The sequence below is a fragment of the Butyricimonas faecalis genome (genome assembly GCF_003991565.1).
GTDB classification, from domain to species: Bacteria; Bacteroidota; Bacteroidia; order Bacteroidales; family Marinifilaceae; genus Butyricimonas; species Butyricimonas faecalis.
Window position 1 is genome coordinate 4,556,342 of record NZ_CP032819.1, and the last position, 18,776, is coordinate 4,575,117.

The window sequence follows — 18,776 nt, forward strand, 5'->3', positions numbered from 1 at the left end:
CGATTTGGGCGATTATAGTGGTGGTTTTGAATTTTGCTAATGCCGCCCGTCTGATTAAAAAAGTACCAATTTCAACCGATGACAAAGATATTTAAAATAGGTGAATCCCGGACGGTCTTTTGAGGTGGTTCGATTCCGCCTCCGGGGACTAAGATTTTAAAATAATGGAGTATTTCAATAAAATAGTATGCGTAACAGTTCAGGAATTAACCAGCTCTGAAAATGGAGAACCGGTGATTTCATTATGGACGCTTTATTCTTTAATTCGGAGAGGTAAGGCTCAACGGGTTAATAGAGGCGGTGGTCTTGATAATTACGCTCTTATTGATTACTTGTCCTTACCTGAACGTTACCGGATCCGCTTTGAGCAAAAGTATGGGGATCCGGTGGAGTTAATCAAAGAGAAGTGTATGAAAAACAGGCTTAAAATAGATGAAGCAGCCCGGATATTCTTTGAGGATTACCGGTATGATAAGGCCGGGGAGTTAGTAAGTCTCACAGAACCCAAAAAAGCTGAATATACCATCAACGCCTCAGTACTGAACGAGTTGATATCGATCCTGAATGACCGGGAGGGCTATCGCAAGGCTTTGGGTGGAAGTACAAAGAAAGTATGGGAAACGATTATCGGAACGGCAGACCGCCTCCGTGACTCTTATGGCCATACGCTACCTGAAAACGCCGCCCGGCTGAAAGACAAAATAAACCAATACAAAAAAGAGGGTTACTCCTGCTTGATCAGCAAGAAAATGGGAAATGGCAATACCCTGAAAATAACCGAGGAAGCCGGTAACATGATTATAGCGTTAAAGCGGAGCAGCGTTCCCGTTTATACAGATGCTCAAATATTCGTGGAATTCAACCGGATTGCAGATGAGAAAGGTTGGAAGCAGCTCCGGAGCATTCAGAGCCTCCGGCAATTCCTGAACCGTCCTGACATCGAACCGTTATGGTACGATGCCGTTCACGGGGAGCTGAAAGCTCACCAGCGTTACAGCCGCAAGAATAAAACCGAGCTTCCCTCGATGCGTGACTCCTTGTGGTATGGTGATGGTACGAAAATCAATTTGTACTATAAAGACTATGACAAGGACGGTAAGCTGGTGGTTCGTACCACTCAGGTTTACGAGGTCATCGATGCTTATTCGGAGGTATTTTTGGGATACCATATTTCAGACAGCGAGGACTACGAGGCGCAATATAATGCCTACCGCATGGCCATTCAGGTATCAGGTCATAAGCCTTACGAGCTGGTGCATGATAATCAGGGAGGCCACAAGAAACTGCAGAATAGCCATTTCTTTGATAAGATTGTCGGCCATGTTCATAGAACCACGGCTCCATACAGCGGGCAATCCAAAACGATAGAGAGCGTTTTCGGACGTTTTCAGGCTGAGGTTCTGCATAAGGATTGGAGGTTCACCGGTCAAAATATCACCACCAAAAAGGACACGAGCCGCCCGAATTTAGAGCGTATCGAGGCGAACAAGGATAAACTTTACACTTTGGCCGAACTGAAAGCAGCATACGCTGCCGCCCGGAAAGAATGGAACGAAAGCAAGCATTTTGCTACCGGGGTGAACCGCATCGAGATGTACCAAAATAGCGTGAACCCTGATACCCCGACAGTGGGTGTTCTCGACATGATCGAGATGTTTTGGGTGATGACTGATAAACCCTCCACTTACACAGATAACGGTCTGAAAATAACCATTAAAAAACGTGAGTTTACATACGAGGTTTACGAGGTTCCGGGTGTTCCCGACCATGAATTCCTAAGAAAAAACAGAGGGCAAAAGTTCTACACCATGTACGATCCTTATGACCATACTTCGGTACGGCTATACAAGAAAGATAAAGCCGGAGAGCTGCGATTTGTACGAACTGCAGAGCCTTATATCGTCATCCACCGGAATATTCAGGAACAGACCGAGGGCGAAATGTCCTTTATCCGCCGGAATATAGAGGCGAACACGGAGGATCGCATCGAGCGTCAGGTTGATGCACGTATCATCGAGCAGGCGCACGGCGTGAGTATGGAACAACAGGGACTCAAACGTCCGAAATTGAAAGGTGCAAAGAGCGAAACGGAGCGTGAAATTGAACGCCGAGTCCGCCGGTACAGTCAGGATCCGGAACAGCTCTCCGCCGGTAAGGTGACAAAGCTAATAAGCAACATCACGTTTGACCAGCTGAATGGTGACATCCGCCTGAATGAAAAGAAAGTAGCAGGAAAATTATAATTCTAAATAAAATGAACAGTACAATGACACAGCAAGAGAAAGACAGTATCCGTGAAGCTCTCCGGGTATATGCAGCAAAGTATTCCAGCCAAAAAAAGGCTGCGGCAAGTTTGAACGGCGTATCTGCCGGGACATTGAGTGCCGTGGTTAACGGCAAGTATGAGAGTATCAGTGATGATATGTTCCGCAATATCATCTCTCAGATAACCCCTGCAGCTGCGGCCACCGGTTGGCAGCTCGTGGAAACGAACTCCTTTCAGGAGATATGGTATGCCCTGAGCGATGCGCAGGAATTTAAAAAAGTCCGCTGGATCGTGGGTGGTGCGGGATGTGGCAAAACAACGACAGCCACCATGTACGCACAAAAGAATCATGAGGTGTTCGTCATCCTTTGTGATGAGGATATGCGGAAAGGTGATTTTGTTCGGGAGATCGCCCGTAAACTCGGTTTTAAGACTTGCGGGATGCGTATCCGTGAAATATTGGACTTGGCCATCGAGAGCATCATACAGATGGAAAATCCACTTTTGGTGTTCGATGAGGGTGATAAGTTGAATGATAACGTGTTTCACTACTTTATCAACCTGTATAACCGGCTGGAGGGCAAATGCGGGATTACTTTCTTATCCACCGATTACATCCAGCATCGTATTGACTGCGGTTTGAACCACAACCGGAAAGGCTATAACGAGATTTATTCCCGCATTGGGCGTAAGTTCTTTGAGCTGGAACCAACCTCCCATAATGATGTATTTGCCATTTGCCAAGCCAACGGACTGATGGATAAAAAACTTATTGCAAACGTGATCGATGTGACGGAAAAATCGGAGTTTGATTTGCGATGCGTGAAAGATGCCATTCACCGGGAGAAAAAGGTGGCGGCAGCGAAATAGTATAAAACCCTGTTCAAACGCTGGTTGAACGGCGTTTGAACGTAATTCAAAAAATATATGAGCAAAATTGAAGAAGTCTTTAGAGGTTTAGGAAGAACAGAGAAAGCGAAATTTATTTCGCAAAATATTGATTACGCAAATGCGGATGCAATAGCCGAGTATGTAAGTGCCTACCTTTTCGATGTCCTTAAAGATGTCGGAAACGATGAATATGTAGCAACGTACCTTAAAGAAAAAGGTTACAAAGTGACAAAGGAGTAACAATTCAAATGAGAATATATATGAAACAAATTGTTTTACCACTCGCAAGCCGGTTTCCGGTAGGCCATTTTAAAAGAGGCCAACTCACCGGCTTTCCTGAGAAAGTAATTAAAGGAACCAAGATCCACACGTTTCGTGAGGATCCGGGCAAATGGGCGTACAACGTGGAGCTTATCAACTCCCATAATGCGGAGCTATCTATCCGCCGGTGGATTGGCCGTCCTTATCACACTCCGCAGCTGGAGGTGAAAAGATTGAAGAAAATCGGTATCCAGCAGGTGCAAATGACATGGGACTCCGATATCGAGCAGCCGACCGTTTTCATAGACGGAAAACGTATCCTAAACGTGGAGCAGCTGGCTGCTAATGACGGGATGACTCTCGATGATTTCGTGAGCTGGTTTTTTAAGACCTCCAACACATTCGAGGGAGTGATTATTCATTTTACAGATTTCAGATATTGATTTATGGCACGGGCATTATCGGTAACAGAAGCAGTAAGCATGAAGAAAGAAACGCTCAAGCTGACAGGCGCATGGGCGGACGCTTTCGGAGAGCCTGAACGGATTGGCGTTTGGTTTATTTGGGGCAATAGTGGTAACGGGAAAAGCAGCTTTGTCATGCAGCTTTGTAAAGAGCTGGCAAAGTTTGGGCGGGTGGCTTATGACAGCCTCGAAGAGGGTGCGAGCCTCACCATGCAGAACACGCTCCGCCGTTTCAACATGGCCGAGGTAAACCGCCGTTTCCAGCTGCTTGACTGTGAGCCGATGTCCGAGCTTGGTGAAAGAATGGATAAGCATAAAAGCCCCGATTTTTACGTCATTGACAGTTTCCAATACACCCAAATGAGCTATAAAGAATACATCAAATTTAAGGAGGCGCACCGGAACAAGCTGCTGATTTTTATCAGCCATGCAGATGGCCGGAACCCTGATGGTCGGAGCGCAAAGAAAGTGATGTATGATGCCGCCCTGAAAATTTACGTGGAGGGGTTTCGGGCTTTCTCGAAAGGCCGCTTTTTCGGCTCCGTGGGGCATTTTACAATTTGGGATGAGGGTGCGGTAAGATATTGGGGAGATAACGCTTAAAACGAACGGAAATGAGTAAAAATAATCAAGTTATAACGATTTCGCCTCCCATGTTTATCGGGGAGGGAAATCAGAAAGAAAGTATCTCCAGCAAAGGCCACCGGTGTAGCTATTGCCACGGTAACGGTTTCTTTTGGGGAGAGGAACAACGGGAACGGGTGAAAGTTGATTGCCCGGTCTGCAAAGGTAGCGGTAAACTCGATGCCGTGATAACTATCGAGTGGAAACCTGCAAAATAGAATGAACGATGGAAAAAGAAGTACCTGAAAATATATTGGCGAAAATTAGAAAGCTGCTCCGGTTAAAAGAATCCGCCATAAAAATCGGATCCGAGGGAGAAGCCCATGCAGCTGCGGAGGCTGTAAACCGGCTGCTGACATCCTATAACTTGTCATTGATGGATGTTACCCCGGAAGAACAAAAGAATATGATATCCGTGACTGAATCGGAGAAAATAACCTATCAGGACACGTATGGGAATATTTGGAAAAGGGATTTGTTGCGGATTATATGCGAGTATAATTTTTGCCGGATTTTGTTGCATGGAGGTACGACTTACATGGTGGTAGTCGGTACACGGGAAAATGCGGAAGTTGTGCTCTCGCTTTATAATTACTTGAGGTCTGTATTCCGCCGGTTGTCGGTAGAACGTTGCACCGAGTATGTGGCTACCCGCAGAGGGTATTACCGGACAAAGAAGTTTAAACGGAATTATATAAAATCTTATTTGTTGGGATGTTGCACCGGTTTGCGGAAACAATTTGAGAGCATTCGGAAAACAGCGGAGGAAACCGGACTGATGCTGTGTCACAACCATTTGATTGATGATTATTTTCAATCGATAGGCACAACCACCCATAAATCCAAGAACCGGAATAAAGTGAACACTTCCGCCTATTGTTCCGGGTACGATGACGGTTCAAAGATCAATTTAAACAAGCAAATCAATGGGAAATGATCTTTATCAAATAGGCTTACCGGTGGCCTCTTTAAGTACAGTCCTTATGAATTGGACTTGCTTTAACCGACCGGAGAAATTGCTGATCAGCCCGGCCAAGAAAGATGATTGGGCGGTGGTTGAACTCCGGAACCCGGAGCTGGCCGCAGCTATCATCAAGGATGTGCCGGAGGCAATGGTAAAAGTAGTACAACAACCTGTAAAAGTCGTGCAAATATGAAAGCGTTATCAGCATTAAGACAGGTATTCAGCCTGAAAAAGAACGAGGAACTCGGCAGAAAGTTCTCTCCCGAAGAATTGAAACGTATTGTCGATGCCATGAAAGAGTATGCGGCATCCAAGCTGCAGGAGCAGCGAGCCATTTGTCAGCGTGAATTTGAGTTGGCCTATGACTCCGGCGAAAGTAATTTGGGGACGAACCCGGCCATTACCGAATTGTACGTTCTGCAATCCCTAAAAGAGAGTGAAACCCCTGAACTTGATTGATTATGGCAAAGACAAACAGTTATTCACGTTTTTGGACGCTGCTGGCGAAAATGCCCTGTTCTGACAGGGACGGTTTAAAGCTGCAGCTTGTATCCAGCTTTACGAATGGGCGGACGGACTCACTGAGAGAAATGACTTTGAGTGAATATAACTCGATGATACGGGAGATGGAGAAGCAGACCGGATCCAGCCGTCCGGTCAGTTACGAGGTTCTGAAAAAGAAACGCTCTGCCGTTCTCCACCAAATGCAGTTGATGGGTATTGATACGGCAAATTGGGCGGCGGTGGATAACTTTTGTTTGGGCGTTCGTATCGCAGGAAAGAAATTCAGGGAGTTGTCCGCTGATGATTTGGATGCGGTATTGCTCCGGATCCGCTCCATCCGGCAAAAGGATATGCAGAAAGCAAAGAAAGAACTCAATTAACTTATTTATAAACCATTTAAAATGTGATATTATGGCACAGATTGAAGAAAAGCAGACTGTTGAAATGACGGCAGAGGAAAAGGCTCAATTCGAGGCTTTCCGTAAAGAAAAGGCCAAAAAAGAGGCTCAGGAAAAGGCGAAAGCCGAACGTGAAACGTACCGCCAAATGGTGGATGATGAAGTGAACAGCGCAATCCCGGTACTCCTCTCCTTGAGTGAGGATATCAAGGAAACCAAAAAGACGGTGCTGGAGAACTTTAAGAGTATCCTTGACATGAAATGCGAGGTTCTGAAAGTCGTAAAGGATGACCAGCGCAGCCATACCTTTACCAATTCGGAGGGAACCAAGCGCATCACTCTCGGAGTGTACGTGACGGACGGCTACCGTGACACGGTGGAGGACGGCATCGTGATCGTGAAAGAATACATCGAGAGCCTCGCCGACAATGCTAAAACGAAATCACTCGTGAGCATGGTTTTGAAGTTGCTGGCACGTGATGCCAAAGGCACGTTAAAAGCCAGTCGTATCGTCCAGCTTCGCAAAATTGCAGAGGAAAGCAACAATGACCGTTTCATGGAGGGTGTCCGCATCATTGAGGAGGCATACCAGCCAGCGATCAGCAAACAGTTTGTGAGAGCGGAAATGAAGAACGGGGACGGTATGTGGGTGACCATTCCTCTGGGTATGACAGAAGCATAAGGAGGGACGGTCATGATATACAAAGTTCAATTCCAAATCCACCGCAGAGGTTACCGCAAGCTCCGGCTTGAGGGTTTGTACGTGCCGGAAACGGGTGTCGAGATGTCGGTTCCTGAAATGAAACGTGACGTTACCGAGTTCATCAAACGCCAGCTTTCCAGCCGGAACAAGGAATTTGAGAATTTTCAGGTGGAACTGACGGTTTTCAAAAAGCTCAAAACCGATTTCATGTATCACCCGAAATCAAGTGAAGAATTAACCGTAATAAAGGAGGAATCAGATGGAACAGACGAATAATGCGAAAGCCCGGTATATTCCCACCCGTGTGGCTGTATGCAAGCGTTGCGAGGGAAAAGGCGTTGTATTCGAGTACAGCGATGAGAACAGGACAAAGGTATCCGGATCCTGCCAATGTCCGACCTGCCTCGGATCCGGCAGAGTGAAAGTGACCAGCTCGGTGATAACCACTATAAAGCCGTTCGTTCCGGGTAAGGATGACAAAGAGGGTATGCTTGCAATGTAAAAGCCCTTTAATCAATAATAAAAGTCCGCTGAAATCCTAATTTTCAGCAGACTTTTTTCGTACTATGGTGCAAATAATGTACCTTTGTATTAAGTAATCAAATCAATATGCAGGAGCAGCTCGTAATACCGTTTTTTTGCCCGGAAATAGAGAAAGCCGGTAACCGCCGCAGAACACGCACGGTTGCCTCCTCCGATGCTGCCATCACCTCCCGCCGTGACCGCCTCGAAAAGCGGAACCGCATCATGACCGCCCGTTATTACTATTGGACTGAGATCAAACGCCGCCGCTTCGATGACGTGCTGAGAATCCTTTCCGATAACGAGTTCTTTGTCGAAGAGCGAACCATCAGCAACACGCTGGTGGAACAGGATGATTTTTACAATGAACTCCTGCGTTCCAAAGCATCCACCCGCAAGCTCAAAGCGATGTTTCCCGGCTTTGATTGGAACTAATCCATAAACTCGGTTTCATAAATCACGTTATAGACTTTCAGACCGTCCGCTCTTTTTTCCGGCGCACCCCGGAGGCGGCGCATCGGGTTGAAAAGGTTCCCCCCGTTCCACCATTGCAAAGCCTCGTGTATCTTATCCAACGTGTCCATGCAGGAGAGAGCGTGTTCCCTGACAAGTTTAGGGGCTGCCGCATTTGTACTCCCTCCGGCTTGAAAGGCCACCCTGAGTTGTATTTGCGCCTTTATCTTTTGCCGTCCACCCATGTGGGTTTCGCAGGACGGGTAAGATATATCTATCAGGCAGCACGGGAAAGCCACAGCAGGCCGCTCTCCCGTGTTAAGTTGTCCCTCCTCGGCATCTATCCACCGGAGCCCGGGTACTTCTGTTTTCAGCCGGTCACAAACGGCAATAAAAATTTCTTTGTTCATAGCTATTCATTGTTAAGTGAGTCAATATATCCCTCTATCCGTGCGTGTATCTGCTCGTTCAATTCTTCGGAATCTCCCATGAATTCACGTTTCGGGATGTTAGTTTTCCGGGTGTGCGCCTTGACCGGTACATCTTTCCGTTTTGTTTTCCGGGTGTGTGCCGGTACGGGTACTATACCTTTGAATCCCTCGTTGTGTACCTGAGCGTAATCTACCTTTTCATTCCCTGCAGAGATAACCACCCGCTGGGGAGTTATCACCGCCGGTCTGATACTGTTCACCAGCGCACCGGAGTCAATCAGCAGGGAACCGGTTGTTTTCGGTACTTTTGCCGGAGTCCACGGGTTCCCGTCAAATGCTTTCTTCTTGAAAGCTGATTTATAGTATTCCGTGGCCGTTTCCGCCACGATTTCTGCCGCATCGGAGATTATCTCCTCCGGGAGCGATTGCAGATAATTATTTAATTCTTTGATATTCATATTGAAATAATTTTGTATATTTGCTTCCGTAAGCATATCGCTCCGGGGATGAATCGAATATGCCAACACCTGACGGATGACGGGGGCATCAAAAAGTCCGGGCTTTATACGGCGGAGCGGGATGTTAATCCGTATATAAAAGGAGGTTCTCAGAGCCTCCTTTTACTTTTTGATAAGCAGCCCACGGCGATATCTCCATCGTGGATCTATCTTTCTGCTCCTGCGGCCTTTCACCTTGATGTTGGCGTTTTGTTCTATCTCGAACCATGTCGTGACCTGATAGAGCGTTCCGTTCTTGACCTCGCAAACCACGTTAATCACCTTATCCTCGTAAAACTTGATAAAGTTCAGGTTGTCGAACTTCTTTTGATAGTCGTTTATCCATACCTCGTCCGGGTTTTTAAGCACGTCCGGGATGCACTCCACGAGAGGAACACGAGCCTCCTCGTATTTCTTTGTGGTGTGGCGTTTGAACACCTCCTCCGTAAGTTGCACCTTCCGGCCTTTGTAGTCATCCATCACCTGATGCGAATCCCTCCACTGGTTCGGATCCCCGGCAAACACCGGTGCTTTTTCGGTCGCTGCCGCCGCTTTCTTTCCAAAGGACTCCAGCCCGTAATCATTATAATGCAGGTCACCCAGCAAGGAGGCGGCTTTATCGGGAAACTTGCGGATATAATGCTGGTTCTTGGAAAACACCTCAGCCGTTTCTCCCCGGTTTGAATCCCAGCCCTGAGCCTCGTTCATTTTCCATTCACTCGTACCGAGGTATTCATCGACAATGGCACGCATGGCGTTGATGTCTATACCCTCTACCTCGTGTTTCATGAGCGGAACCACCCGGCAACGGCATTTCCAGCCATTGGGCGGGAATATCTTTTTCCACCGTGGATCATTGGCCGGTAATATCACCCCGTCCAGCTTCCGGTGTTCCTCCCTTACCTTTTCATCCCCGGCAGTGACATATTTCCAATAAGGGAACATTTTCGTTTTTCCCATGAGCCGGTGGTAATTGCTGGCGGACTCCGCCGTTAGTACCGCCGTTTCGTATTCCGTCTTTTGCCACGTTTTATTGAACGTGCCACATATCTGCTCTGCTTTTTTGGAGAACTCCTGAAAATTACCGCTCTCCCTGAACGCCTTGTTCAGCTCCTGAATTTCCGCCAGCGTCTTACCGGCGGAGAAATGAAACAGGTTCATCTCCAAAGCGGTGATAAAAGCGTCATCCTGCAGGCCGTATGCGAATCTTACATCCGCATGGTTCATTGAACGTTTGAACGCACTTTGAACACCGCTCAAAAAGTCGGTAGCAATAAAGGAGAACAACTCCGCATCGAACTTCCCGGTTTCGCCGTTTGCAATCCTTGCGGCCAGCTTTTCCGACATCGGAGCGTTATCATTCAGCCTGATGGGGGCTTTTCCAATGGATGCCCCGACCTGCGGGGCTTGCACGAAAAAATCCCATAAGCGCATAAAGAAATTACGGTCTGCATTACTGATTGTGTCCTCCTCCGAATCCTCTCCTATATCGAACTGAGCGGCCTGAGAGGAGGCACGTTTTGCGACCGGCTCCCCGTCTTTAGGCACGGGAATCGAATATTTTTCATGCAGGTAGCTCTGCGGGATATCCATGATGTCGGAGAGCTGCACCACCTCGGCAACGGAGAGCTGCTCCGCCGCTTTTGGGAAAATGAACTTTCCGCCAGCAACGGGATACCCTCTCGCCTCCAGCATGGGGAGTACCTTTTGGTTGAGGACACGCTGTACGTACCGGAGGTCAGATTTATTCTTTCCCTCCTCTACCTCCTTGTGAACCTCACCCAATGAACGTGCGCCTTTCTCTCCCTGTACGGTGGTCATGGTTTGTCCGAGGATAGTGATCAGCATCTCCTCGTTGTTGGCCTGCCGGAATTCGTTGTACGAGGATCCTGAACCCGTTCCGCCCTCTTTGGTTTCCACATCCGCCTCTTTTGGGATGACCACATACGGTGCGGATCCGGCTTTATCGAAAGCCTCCTCCAGCAGCTTGCGGCTCTCCGGATCATACGTGTTGTATTTACCGATGCGCTGGGGCATCCCGAAAAGTTCGATCCATTGTGACCAATCCCCAAAGCCTCCACGTTTGTAGATGGCATAGGGAGCCGCCTTGAGTAACAAACCGAAATCCCGGTCTTTGCCGAGAATGAGCAGCTGTGAATCTCCCTCGTATGGTATGCCTATTTCGTCCGTGTCCTGCCGGAGGATTGTGCGGTTTTTCAGGTTGATATGCTTTGCCGGAATCGGTTCCACGTTGAAACCGTCATTAAAGGTCATTTCAATGCCTGAACGCCCGTATATTTTCTTTTTCAGGATTTCAGTCAGCAGATCCTCCCATGCGGTGGTGTCCATCAGGTCTGCGATCTCCTCCACTTCCTCCCCAGCCGCATTTTGGAAAGTAAGCTCCGAGTTCGTGACCGCATCGATACGCTTTTGAACGGCATCGCTCAAAACGCCGTCAATCATGATATCATCAAGCAGGTCATAAAGCTGCTTTGTTCGTCCATTGTCTGCAGAGGAGAGAGCCGTCCGCCAATTCCCCACGTCATACACTTTCCGCTGGGGAGCCTTGACTACGATCTGATGGATGACCAGCTGCTCCTTTGATTTTGCCCCGGTATTTGTCGTGGCCGTCTTTTTTTTCTTGTTCGCCATAGTCATATATTAAAAATGTTGATTACGCTTGGGATTGCTCCCGTAGATATATTCACCTGCAGTATCCGGTTTCCCGTCACCGTCCTCGTCTATAATGGGGAGGTTAGGCTTAATGTCTGATTTCTGTACTTGCCTGAGCCATGCCACGGCACGCTCGTACCTATCCTGCCGGAGCTGCAGGTCAGTACCGGCATTGCATAGGTTCACGAAATGCCACACGGCTATGTCCTTTACAAAAATGAGCAGGAGGGCGTTTCTTTGGCTCCCTGTGGCCTCGAAAATCTTTTTGCGGTCATACGCACCAAGATATCCGTATGCTTCCTGTACGGCAGCGTCTATGGCTGCCGTGAGGATTGTTTCATCCTCCCTGCTGATAGCCTCTATATTCTCTTTATAGAGGTGCGTTTCCAATTCTTTGGGTGTGATAAATGCCATGATTAAAATCTCTTTTTATTGGTTACACGTGCGCCCACGGTGTAGGATCCAGCCGAGAGCGTGCTTATCTTTTGGTTGATGATCCACACGCCACCCTCGATGCAGTCCACGCCGTCAGCGGGTGATTTCATAGCTCGGTTGATGAGCAGGAACTGCTCCTCCAGCCTTTTCATGTGCGGATTATCCTTTTCGTCAATGTTGAGGATGAGTTGTCCTCGCCGGTTGATCGGCTCAAGGTTTCCCTCGATACGGTCAAACTTTTCCGGTTTCTTCCGGGTATCCGGTATGATCCCGATAAATCCGAGTTGTTTTCCTTTCTCGCTAAATAGCGGAACGAACACCTGTTCGTAGAAAGGATCCTGCAGTTTGTTATTTTCGATGTAATTATATACCTGCGTTTTTTGTCCCACGTAATCCCGGAGATAATAATACCAGTTCACGTACTCCTCGTTTACCACGTGGTCAAGATAACCGGTATAAACATAGAATCGACCGTCATAATACCCGATAAGGAAACAGGCTTTGAAAGAGGTGGCCTTGTTCTTTGAGTTGGACGGAGCCGGATCCCCGTAAACAACGGCAAACTGCAGCTTTGAGAGCGGCGGGCATTTGCCCCATACCATTTCTTTGAACGTGTCACCCTCGGAGAGCGGGTTGTTCATGTATTCTTGCTGGAACGCCTTTGTGCTGATTTTGGACTGGATACGGTTAATGCGTTCCTCCGTGTTCTTTTCCGGCCAGCTGGATTTGCCATCCTTGTCCCGGATGTTCACGATATCCCAATGGTCAGCTTTATCACCGGCACGTTTCACGCAGCAGTCAAGAGCGATCAGGTTTCCGCAGAATATCACCAGCAAATCCTCGCTGATGGATCGGGTTGGAAACAGAGCCTCCTCGAACCATTCCCATTTCTTTTTCAGGATGTCCGGGTTCCTGCAGTCCGCATCCGTATCGAAGTCATCCACGAGAGCCGTGTCCGGACGAACAGCGTCCTTTCTTGTTCCACGAGGTGACTCCAGCGCACCGATAGCCCGGAATGTTGCCCCGGTAGTGAGAGTGAATTCATCTGCCGTCCAGCTCCCGAACTCCCTCAAGTCGCCGTAATACGCCTTTAACATGGAATTGCTCTCAAAGGCTTTTTTGTACGGTTCTAATAGTCGGACTGCGTTCTCGTGACTGTTTGATATAAGCAGCACGTTCCTTTTCTTCCCGGTCAGCACGAGGTACATCATACACATGAACACGATGGTGGATTTTGCCAGCTCACGTGACCACGAGAGAACCTCGTACCATTCCATATTCGTGGTGATGCGTTTGATTGCCTTTTTGTGGAACTTGGTAAAGGGGTACTTTGCGAACTCCGAGAAAAAGAACAGGATCCATTCGATGACGTTCGCCTCCAGCTTTTCCAGCTTCTTTTTTCGTTCCACCGGCGAGAGGTTGTCGGCGGCTTTGTCCCTTTTGAGTGAACGGTGGTATTCAGTCCACTCCTTGTATGCCTGAATATCATCTATTTTACCCATTTCATTTTCTCCTTTATGTACGCATCGAAATAATCACTCAACTCCTTTGCCCTTTCGAGATCCTGCTGTCGGAGCCAATCGAGCAGCCCACGGGACACGTTGTATATATCCCTGATGGAGGCGTCCTGTTCCAATGCCTCAAGGTCAGCCGTCAGTTTGCGCCGTATATCGGCCTCCGCCGCTGAGGGATACCGTTTCCCCTCCTCTTTGCCTGCGATGGAGCGGTCGAGTTCATCCAGCTGCGTGAGCGTGGAGCTGATCCGTTCCTCCCGTGTCTGCAGGAGGTTGAGCTTTAAACCCTCCCATTCCTTAACCCATTTGTTCACCGTGACACGGGAAACACCTACCCGGTCGGCAATTTCCTGCTGGGTGATGTTCTCTTTGAGATACATCAATTTCGCCCATTCTTTCCGTTGATTTGCTTTCAGTTCTTCCGCCATAATTGTATCATTTTATAGCCCAAAGGTAAAGCCTTGCGGTGAGTGAAAATAATTGGTTTGTAATGGTTTACGTTTAAACTGAAATGGCTGCGGTTTAAGTTGAAACGGTTACAGGCCGATTTGTACAGCCCGTTTTTTACCCTGAATTTTGTCACAAAATCAAACGAGCGAAATGGGCAAATTAACCTTTGTATTACATGATGAGTCGGTGAACACCTACGGTTTTAGGATGCTCACCAGCGGAGCCAATTTGGAGGAGTTTAAAAAGAATCCCGTGATGCTTCTGAATCACGATGATTACTCCCTGCCGATTGGCCGGTGGGAAAATATACGTGTTGAGGGAGGTAAGATTTTAGCCGATGCCGTGTTCGATGAGGGAGATGCCCGTGCCGCAGAGGTAAAGCGTAAAGTTGAGAATGACTTTATCCGTATGGCCTCTATCGGTGCGTGGCCTCCGGAGGAGAAAAGCGATGCCTATGACCTGATGCTCCCCGGACAAACACTCCCTACCGTTACGAGATGGACGGTTCGGGAGGGCAGTGTCGTTACAATCGGAGCCAATCACAATGCGCTGGTATTCTATGACAGAGAGAGCAAACAGATTATCGACCTGAATGATAAGGGTAATCTTATCCGGTTGATAGATCACAGTAATAACCCCAAAAAACAATTAAAAATGAGCGTACTTACAGGAGTATTGAAGCTGCAGGACTCTGCAAGCGAGGCGGAAATCGTAACCGCCATTCAGGGAATCATAGCCAATGCCGACCGTTTGGAAAAAGAGAACAAGACGTTGGCTGCCGCAATGGATAAAATGAACAAGGACAAAAAGGAATCTCAAAAGCAGGAGGCGATTACCCTGACTGATGCGGCCATCAAGGACGGACGTTATGATGCGAAAGGCCGTGATAACCTGCTGAACCTTTTCGATAAGGATTTCGAGGGAACAAAGGCTATGCTGGCCGCTATCCCATGCCGGGCGACGGTAACCGGTCAGATCAACACGAATAAAGGAGCCGGTGTGACGCTTGGTGATTGGAAAGAAAAGTCATGGGATGAGTTGGATAAGGCCGGAAAGCTCGTTGAGCTGAAAGATGCCGCCCCGGACTTGTATAAGTCCAAGTTTAAGGAGCGTTTCGGCATCGAACCGAATCTGTAATTATTAACCAGTAAAACAAGAATAGAAATGGCAATTCAGAAAGAAATTTGGATGGCGGCTATCGTGGAGGGTTTGTTTGCCTCCAATAGCTTCCTGAGCAAGGCGTTCAACGCCGATGAGTACGTGAACAACGGAAAAATTGTTCACATTCCGAATGCCGGTGCAGCATCCGGAACCAAGAAAAACCGAACCGAACTTCCCGCTAAGGTAACCAAAAGAACGGATATCGATGTGACGTTCCCGCTGGATGAATACACCACTGATCCGGTACTTATCCCTAACGCCGACACGGTGGAACTCAGCTATGACAAACGGGAGTCCGTCCTGCGTCAGGATAAACTCAAACTGCAGGATGATGTGGCACTCGATTTCGTTTTCAACTGGAGTCCTGCTGCCGCACAGTGCATTGAAACCACCGGTACGGAGATCGATGCCTACACGGATAAGGCTACCGGCAAACGTAAAGGTATCTGCAAGGCAGACGTGTTGGGCTTGATGACCAAGTTCAATAATGATGATATCCCGCAGGAGGGGCGTTATTTGCTGCTGGATGCGCAGATGTACTCCCAGCTGTTGAACAGCCTGACGGAGAACGAGAACACGGCGTTCCTCGCTTCTGCTGATGCGCAGAACGGTATCCTCGGTAAGCTGTTCAGCTTTAATATCATGATGCGCAGCAGGGTTGCCCTTTATACTGCGGACAAAGCTCCCAAAGCGTGGAGTGCCGCCGGTGCAGCCACCGACCTCGCCGCCGGGCTTGCATGGCACGAGCAAAGTGTCTGCCGTGCGCTGGGTGAGGTGAAAGCGTTCGAAAACGAGGGTGACGCAACCTATTACGGTGATATTTATTCATTCCTTGTACGTGCCGGTGGCCGTATCATGCGTGAAGATAAAAAGGGTGTAATCGCTTTAGTGCAGGGAACTCCTGTAGCAGGATAGAGTTATGGCAGAATTGAAATATTTGGTAATCCACTGTACCGCCACGCCTCAAGGCCGTAAGGTAACGGGTAACGATATCAGAGCATGGCACACGAACCCGATAAGCAAGGGTGGCCGTGGTTGGAAGCAGGTAGGATATACCGATATGTTTCACCTTGATGGAACGGTGGAGCGATTGGCCCGGAACAACGAGGACGCACGGGTGGATCCGTGGGAGATTACCAATGGGGCAAAAGGGTACAATTCCATTTCCCGGCACATTGTGTACGTTGGCGGTGTGGCCGCTGACGGGAAGACTCCCGAGGACACCCGTACTCCCGGCCAGCTGAAAGCGTTGGAGGATTACGTGAAAGACTTCCACCGCCGTTTCCCACGGGTGAGAATCATCGGTCATAACGAGATTGCGACCAAGGCGTGCCCGTCATTCGACGTTCAGGCATGGCTCAGGAAAATAGGCATTAACCAATAACAAAGCAAAGAGATGGACGGTCTGATGGATTTTTTAATGTTCGCCCTGCCGGGTGGTTTTATCGGTAGCATCTTCACGTGGTTTGTTGGCCGTAGAAAGCAGAACAATGATATGCTCTCCCAGCTTCAGGCGTCCATCAATATGCTCAGTAGTGAGAACCGGAAGATATTGGATGAGAATATCCAGCTCCGCAGGGAGAATGCCGACCTGAAAGCGAATCAGGAGGAGATGATCCAAAAGCTCTCCCGCCTGACCAAAGAGGTGGAGAGGTTAAGAAAAGTAATCAATAAACAAACAGGAAATGATGAGAAACCTAATCCGAGGGGCAACCCTCGCACTAATTATAGCCGTGTTCATCCTGACTGGGTGTGCCACGGCGAAGCTAACCAAGAACCGGCAGTCGCACACGCTGACGGAACAGACGAAAAGCGGAACTACCACCGGAGTAACCGGAGAGCAGTCAGACGTGACGGCTCAGAGGACGGGGGAGCTACTGCAGGGACAGACGATAACCGCCCTGACACGGGAGGGGATCCCGGAATCGGAGGCGAAAGTGGATGTTCCGATACAGAACCTCCTTAACTTGCCGGACGGTGCTGGCTACACGGCCAAAGACGGTCAGGCATCGGTAAGCGTGCAAAGGCATGGCGATAACATCACGGTTACCGGCAAATGTGACTCTATCGCCCGGCAATGCCTTTTCTACGAGCGTGAGGTGTTCCGACAGCGTAGCGAGGTGGATAGCTTGAAGCGGGTTATTTCCCGGATGGAGCAGACAGCCAGCCAGAGTGATGAATTCTATAATGAGGACAGCGATGCCGTTCAAAACATTAAGGAAAAGCCTCCTGCTACATGGTATAAATGGTTATTGGTGGGTTTCGTGGCCAGTCTATTGCTTACTTCCCCGCTAAAGAAGCTAAAGAATAGAGTATTAACTTTTATAAAATAAAGAACAATGTCAAAAGTTTATGTGAATGACGGATATATGATGCTCCTTGATGCGATCTATTTCGATGGAAAGAAAATCGGCAATGTTTCAGAGGATGGCATCGATTGGGGTGGTGATGCGGCTGAGTATATCAAGCTCTTTGCCGCACAGGTACGCAATGCCCCGGTAAAGAAAATCAAGAAAAAGGATGCCACCAACCTGTTAAAGTTCACCCTGATAGAACTTGTTCCCCAAAACTGTAAGGACGTGATGGGCGGTGAGGTGAACGGTACGAAATGGGAAGCTCCCTCGGAGTCCGTCTCGTTGGAGGGTTCGCTTAAGATCCTTTGTGGAACCGGTCAGACCGTGGAGGTGAAACGCATGACGCTGGACGGTGCAGTCCGTGGCAAGATTGGCGGTGATGATCCGCTGGGTATCGAGTGTGAGATGGAGATGATGAAACCGCTGGACGGTAGCTCTCCTTTCAGTTTTGATGATACGGCTCCGTTTATCTCCGTAACGCCCACCTCTTTGTCATTCGTCAAAGGTGGAGAGAAAAAGACGGTGGATATCGAAGCCTCCGGAGCGTTCTCGGTTGGAAAGGTTCCCGCCGGTTTCAGTCTTGAGGTTGTAAACGGCAGGATCACCATCACGGCGGATGCCAATACCGGAGCTGTAAGGAACGGAACGGTAGAGTTTACCCTTGCAGCTGATAATACCCAAAAAGCCACTCTCACGTTGAGTCAGGCAGCCGGAAATGCGTAACCCATGAGAAAGAACGTGGAAATAGAGGCAGCGGAGGCTCTGCTTGACGTGGGGGTTTCCCTGCCTTTTTTGCAGTTTAAGATGCCATTCAGAAAGAAACCGGTATCGATCAGGGTAACCATGAAACGTCCCTGCTTGGGGAGTCAGATCCGGATCGCAAGGCTATACCTGCAGTTGGGTATCACATACGAGGAGATGGAGCAGTTCAACAAGCATGAGGAGATGGCGTTCCTTGCCATTCATGGCAAACGTGTTTCCAAGATGGTATCCCTGACCATCTGCCGTGGGGCGGTTTCCGGTCTATTGTTTTCCGGTATTGTCGCATGGCTCTTGAGATGGTTTGTTCCTGACAAGTACCTGCAGGGTGCTAACCAGCGTTTTGTCACTTTGCTTGGTACAAAGTCTTTTATGCGTATTATCGAATCGGTTCAGATATCCAATCCACTGAAACCGAGAGAGAGCCAAAAAAGAAAGGGGAGTTAAGAACG

The 18,776-nt window shown here is 48.5% G+C and carries 27 protein-coding genes; 21 read left to right on the forward strand and 6 right to left on the reverse strand.

Translation table 11 applies throughout. The features are described 5' to 3' along the window. The first annotated feature begins 164 nt into the window (after positions 1-164). The 14 genes from D8S85_RS19425 to D8S85_RS19490 all read left to right on the forward strand — a co-directional run bounded on the left by D8S85_RS19425 (position 165) and on the right by D8S85_RS19490 (position 8,032). The gene (locus tag D8S85_RS19425; RefSeq protein ID WP_013611125.1) at positions 165-2,243 is read left to right on the forward strand and encodes a hypothetical protein; all 2,079 of its coding nucleotides are present in this window, start codon (positions 165-167) and stop codon (positions 2,241-2,243) included. A gap of 23 nt (positions 2,244-2,266) precedes the next feature. After that, positions 2,267-3,136, forward strand: coding sequence for an ATP-binding protein (locus D8S85_RS19430; protein ID WP_005940383.1), 870 nt, complete (start codon positions 2,267-2,269; stop codon positions 3,134-3,136). 57 nt (positions 3,137-3,193) lie between these two features. After that, positions 3,194-3,397, forward strand: a complete 204-nt coding sequence (locus D8S85_RS19435; protein ID WP_106482212.1) for a hypothetical protein — start codon at positions 3,194-3,196, stop codon at positions 3,395-3,397. Between the two features lie 20 nt (positions 3,398-3,417). Then, positions 3,418-3,861: a hypothetical protein gene (locus tag D8S85_RS19440; protein WP_005779479.1), complete on the forward strand. Its 444-nt coding sequence runs from the start codon at positions 3,418-3,420 to the stop codon at positions 3,859-3,861. A 3-nt stretch (positions 3,862-3,864) separates the two neighbouring features. Further along, positions 3,865-4,485, forward strand: a complete 621-nt coding sequence (locus tag D8S85_RS19445; RefSeq protein WP_005779477.1) for a GTPase domain-containing protein — start codon at positions 3,865-3,867, stop codon at positions 4,483-4,485. 11 nt (positions 4,486-4,496) lie between these two features. Further along, positions 4,497-4,724, forward strand: coding sequence for a hypothetical protein (locus tag D8S85_RS19450; RefSeq protein WP_005940377.1), 228 nt, complete (start codon positions 4,497-4,499; stop codon positions 4,722-4,724). An 8-nt stretch (positions 4,725-4,732) separates the two neighbouring features. Then, positions 4,733-5,443: a DUF7168 domain-containing protein gene (locus D8S85_RS19455; protein WP_106482213.1), complete on the forward strand. Its 711-nt coding sequence runs from the start codon at positions 4,733-4,735 to the stop codon at positions 5,441-5,443. After that, positions 5,433-5,663, forward strand: a complete 231-nt coding sequence (locus D8S85_RS19460; protein WP_005940371.1) for a hypothetical protein — start codon at positions 5,433-5,435, stop codon at positions 5,661-5,663. The genes D8S85_RS19455 and D8S85_RS19460 overlap by 11 nt, the downstream gene beginning before the upstream one ends. Then, on the forward strand, positions 5,660-5,929 hold the full coding sequence (locus tag D8S85_RS19465; RefSeq protein WP_005779469.1) for a hypothetical protein: 270 nt from the start codon (positions 5,660-5,662) through the stop codon (positions 5,927-5,929). Before D8S85_RS19460 ends, D8S85_RS19465 begins: the two co-directional genes overlap by 4 nt. A gap of 2 nt (positions 5,930-5,931) precedes the next feature. Continuing rightward, complete coding sequence (locus D8S85_RS19470; RefSeq protein ID WP_005779468.1) at positions 5,932-6,354, forward strand: hypothetical protein; 423 nt, start codon at positions 5,932-5,934, stop codon at positions 6,352-6,354. A gap of 31 nt (positions 6,355-6,385) precedes the next feature. After that, on the forward strand, positions 6,386-7,054 hold the full coding sequence (locus D8S85_RS19475; protein ID WP_005779466.1) for a DUF3164 family protein: 669 nt from the start codon (positions 6,386-6,388) through the stop codon (positions 7,052-7,054). Positions 7,055-7,066: 12 nt separating this feature from the next. Continuing rightward, positions 7,067-7,351, forward strand: a complete 285-nt coding sequence (locus D8S85_RS19480; protein ID WP_106482215.1) for a hypothetical protein — start codon at positions 7,067-7,069, stop codon at positions 7,349-7,351. Beyond that, entirely contained in the window at positions 7,335-7,577 is a 243-nt protein-coding gene (locus D8S85_RS19485) for a hypothetical protein (protein ID WP_005779462.1), read from the forward strand. Before D8S85_RS19480 ends, D8S85_RS19485 begins: the two co-directional genes overlap by 17 nt. 107 nt (positions 7,578-7,684) lie before the next feature. Beyond that, the gene (locus D8S85_RS19490; RefSeq protein WP_005779459.1) at positions 7,685-8,032 is read left to right on the forward strand and encodes a hypothetical protein; all 348 of its coding nucleotides are present in this window, start codon (positions 7,685-7,687) and stop codon (positions 8,030-8,032) included. On the opposite strand, the gene D8S85_RS19495 is transcribed toward D8S85_RS19490, so the two are convergent. The 6 genes from D8S85_RS19495 to D8S85_RS19520 all read right to left on the reverse strand — a co-directional run bounded on the left by D8S85_RS19495 (position 8,029) and on the right by D8S85_RS19520 (position 14,028). After that, positions 8,029-8,460, reverse strand: a complete 432-nt coding sequence (locus D8S85_RS19495) for a hypothetical protein (protein WP_005779457.1) — start codon at positions 8,458-8,460, stop codon at positions 8,029-8,031. The two genes, D8S85_RS19490 and D8S85_RS19495, sit on opposite strands and share 4 nt — an antisense overlap. 2 nt (positions 8,461-8,462) lie before the next feature. Then, positions 8,463-8,939: a phage virion morphogenesis protein gene (locus D8S85_RS19500; protein WP_106625182.1), complete on the reverse strand. Its 477-nt coding sequence runs from the start codon at positions 8,937-8,939 to the stop codon at positions 8,463-8,465. Positions 8,940-9,101: 162 nt separating this feature from the next. Continuing rightward, complete coding sequence (locus D8S85_RS19505) at positions 9,102-11,630, reverse strand: phage portal protein family protein (RefSeq protein WP_228423276.1); 2,529 nt, start codon at positions 11,628-11,630, stop codon at positions 9,102-9,104. Positions 11,631-11,639: 9 nt separating this feature from the next. After that, positions 11,640-12,065 carry a phage protein Gp36 family protein gene (locus D8S85_RS19510; protein ID WP_032602137.1) on the reverse strand — a complete coding sequence of 142 codons (426 nt, stop codon included), beginning with the start codon at positions 12,063-12,065 and terminating at the stop codon, positions 11,640-11,642. 2 nt (positions 12,066-12,067) lie between these two features. Next, a complete protein-coding gene (locus tag D8S85_RS19515) occupies positions 12,068-13,588 on the reverse strand; it encodes a hypothetical protein (protein ID WP_032557940.1) in 1,521 nt (506 codons plus the stop codon). Further along, positions 13,576-14,028, reverse strand: a complete 453-nt coding sequence (locus D8S85_RS19520; protein ID WP_005779446.1) for a helix-turn-helix domain-containing protein — start codon at positions 14,026-14,028, stop codon at positions 13,576-13,578. The genes D8S85_RS19515 and D8S85_RS19520 overlap by 13 nt, the downstream gene beginning before the upstream one ends. Positions 14,029-14,200: 172 nt before the next feature. On the opposite strand from D8S85_RS19520, the gene D8S85_RS19525 reads away from it, so the two are divergent. The 7 genes from D8S85_RS19525 to D8S85_RS19555 are packed head-to-tail and all read left to right on the forward strand — an operon-like array spanning position 14,201 to position 18,771. Next, positions 14,201-15,187, forward strand: a complete 987-nt coding sequence (locus tag D8S85_RS19525; RefSeq protein WP_127075571.1) for an HK97 family phage prohead protease — start codon at positions 14,201-14,203, stop codon at positions 15,185-15,187. A gap of 27 nt (positions 15,188-15,214) precedes the next feature. Next, a complete protein-coding gene (locus D8S85_RS19530) occupies positions 15,215-16,126 on the forward strand; it encodes a hypothetical protein (RefSeq protein ID WP_106482221.1) in 912 nt (303 codons plus the stop codon). 4 nt (positions 16,127-16,130) lie between these two features. Next, a complete protein-coding gene (locus D8S85_RS19535; protein WP_106482223.1) occupies positions 16,131-16,595 on the forward strand; it encodes an N-acetylmuramoyl-L-alanine amidase in 465 nt (154 codons plus the stop codon). 12 nt (positions 16,596-16,607) lie between these two features. Further along, positions 16,608-17,177 carry a hypothetical protein gene (locus D8S85_RS19540; protein ID WP_127075573.1) on the forward strand — a complete coding sequence of 190 codons (570 nt, stop codon included), beginning with the start codon at positions 16,608-16,610 and terminating at the stop codon, positions 17,175-17,177. Beyond that, positions 17,149-17,544 (forward strand): hypothetical protein, encoded by a 396-nt coding sequence (locus tag D8S85_RS19545; RefSeq protein ID WP_106482227.1) that lies wholly within the window; start codon positions 17,149-17,151, stop codon positions 17,542-17,544. Before D8S85_RS19540 ends, D8S85_RS19545 begins: the two co-directional genes overlap by 29 nt. A 6-nt stretch (positions 17,545-17,550) precedes the next feature. Then, entirely contained in the window at positions 17,551-18,288 is a 738-nt protein-coding gene (locus tag D8S85_RS19550; RefSeq protein WP_127075575.1) for a BACON domain-containing protein, read from the forward strand. Positions 18,289-18,291: 3 nt separating this feature from the next. Beyond that, the gene (locus D8S85_RS19555; RefSeq protein ID WP_005779431.1) at positions 18,292-18,771 is read left to right on the forward strand and encodes a hypothetical protein; all 480 of its coding nucleotides are present in this window, start codon (positions 18,292-18,294) and stop codon (positions 18,769-18,771) included. The last annotated feature ends 5 nt before the right edge of the window (positions 18,772-18,776 follow it).

Bases quoted from the DNA above. Each gene is read 5' to 3' on its own strand.
- D8S85_RS19550 (WP_127075575.1), top strand. From the start codon at position 17,551: ATGTCAAAAGTTTATGTGAATGACGGATATATGATGCTCCTTGATGCG.
- D8S85_RS19475 (WP_005779466.1), top strand. From the start codon at position 6,386: ATGGCACAGATTGAAGAAAAGCAGACTGTTGAAATGACGGCAGAGGAA.
- D8S85_RS19480 (WP_106482215.1), top strand. From the start codon at position 7,067: ATGATATACAAAGTTCAATTCCAAATCCACCGCAGAGGTTACCGCAAG.
- D8S85_RS19435 (WP_106482212.1), top strand. From the start codon at position 3,194: ATGAGCAAAATTGAAGAAGTCTTTAGAGGTTTAGGAAGAACAGAGAAA.
- D8S85_RS19465 (WP_005779469.1), top strand. From the start codon at position 5,660: ATGAAAGCGTTATCAGCATTAAGACAGGTATTCAGCCTGAAAAAGAAC.
- D8S85_RS19495 (WP_005779457.1), bottom strand. From the start codon at position 8,460: ATGAACAAAGAAATTTTTATTGCCGTTTGTGACCGGCTGAAAACAGAA.
- D8S85_RS19530 (WP_106482221.1), top strand. From the start codon at position 15,215: ATGGCAATTCAGAAAGAAATTTGGATGGCGGCTATCGTGGAGGGTTTG.
- D8S85_RS19510 (WP_032602137.1), bottom strand. From the start codon at position 12,065: ATGGCATTTATCACACCCAAAGAATTGGAAACGCACCTCTATAAAGAG.
- D8S85_RS19485 (WP_005779462.1), top strand. From the start codon at position 7,335: ATGGAACAGACGAATAATGCGAAAGCCCGGTATATTCCCACCCGTGTG.
- D8S85_RS19535 (WP_106482223.1), top strand. From the start codon at position 16,131: ATGGCAGAATTGAAATATTTGGTAATCCACTGTACCGCCACGCCTCAA.
- D8S85_RS19470 (WP_005779468.1), top strand. From the start codon at position 5,932: ATGGCAAAGACAAACAGTTATTCACGTTTTTGGACGCTGCTGGCGAAA.
- D8S85_RS19525 (WP_127075571.1), top strand. From the start codon at position 14,201: ATGGGCAAATTAACCTTTGTATTACATGATGAGTCGGTGAACACCTAC.
- D8S85_RS19425 (WP_013611125.1), top strand. From the start codon at position 165: ATGGAGTATTTCAATAAAATAGTATGCGTAACAGTTCAGGAATTAACC.
- D8S85_RS19450 (WP_005940377.1), top strand. From the start codon at position 4,497: ATGAGTAAAAATAATCAAGTTATAACGATTTCGCCTCCCATGTTTATC.
- D8S85_RS19555 (WP_005779431.1), top strand. From the start codon at position 18,292: ATGAGAAAGAACGTGGAAATAGAGGCAGCGGAGGCTCTGCTTGACGTG.
- D8S85_RS19430 (WP_005940383.1), top strand. From the start codon at position 2,267: ATGACACAGCAAGAGAAAGACAGTATCCGTGAAGCTCTCCGGGTATAT.
- D8S85_RS19490 (WP_005779459.1), top strand. From the start codon at position 7,685: ATGCAGGAGCAGCTCGTAATACCGTTTTTTTGCCCGGAAATAGAGAAA.
- D8S85_RS19455 (WP_106482213.1), top strand. From the start codon at position 4,733: ATGGAAAAAGAAGTACCTGAAAATATATTGGCGAAAATTAGAAAGCTG.
- D8S85_RS19540 (WP_127075573.1), top strand. From the start codon at position 16,608: ATGGACGGTCTGATGGATTTTTTAATGTTCGCCCTGCCGGGTGGTTTT.
- D8S85_RS19440 (WP_005779479.1), top strand. From the start codon at position 3,418: ATGAAACAAATTGTTTTACCACTCGCAAGCCGGTTTCCGGTAGGCCAT.
- D8S85_RS19515 (WP_032557940.1), bottom strand. From the start codon at position 13,588: ATGGGTAAAATAGATGATATTCAGGCATACAAGGAGTGGACTGAATAC.
- D8S85_RS19500 (WP_106625182.1), bottom strand. From the start codon at position 8,939: ATGAATATCAAAGAATTAAATAATTATCTGCAATCGCTCCCGGAGGAG.
- D8S85_RS19505 (WP_228423276.1), bottom strand. From the start codon at position 11,630: ATGGCGAACAAGAAAAAAAAGACGGCCACGACAAATACCGGGGCAAAA.
- D8S85_RS19460 (WP_005940371.1), top strand. From the start codon at position 5,433: ATGGGAAATGATCTTTATCAAATAGGCTTACCGGTGGCCTCTTTAAGT.
- D8S85_RS19445 (WP_005779477.1), top strand. From the start codon at position 3,865: ATGGCACGGGCATTATCGGTAACAGAAGCAGTAAGCATGAAGAAAGAA.
- D8S85_RS19520 (WP_005779446.1), bottom strand. From the start codon at position 14,028: ATGGCGGAAGAACTGAAAGCAAATCAACGGAAAGAATGGGCGAAATTG.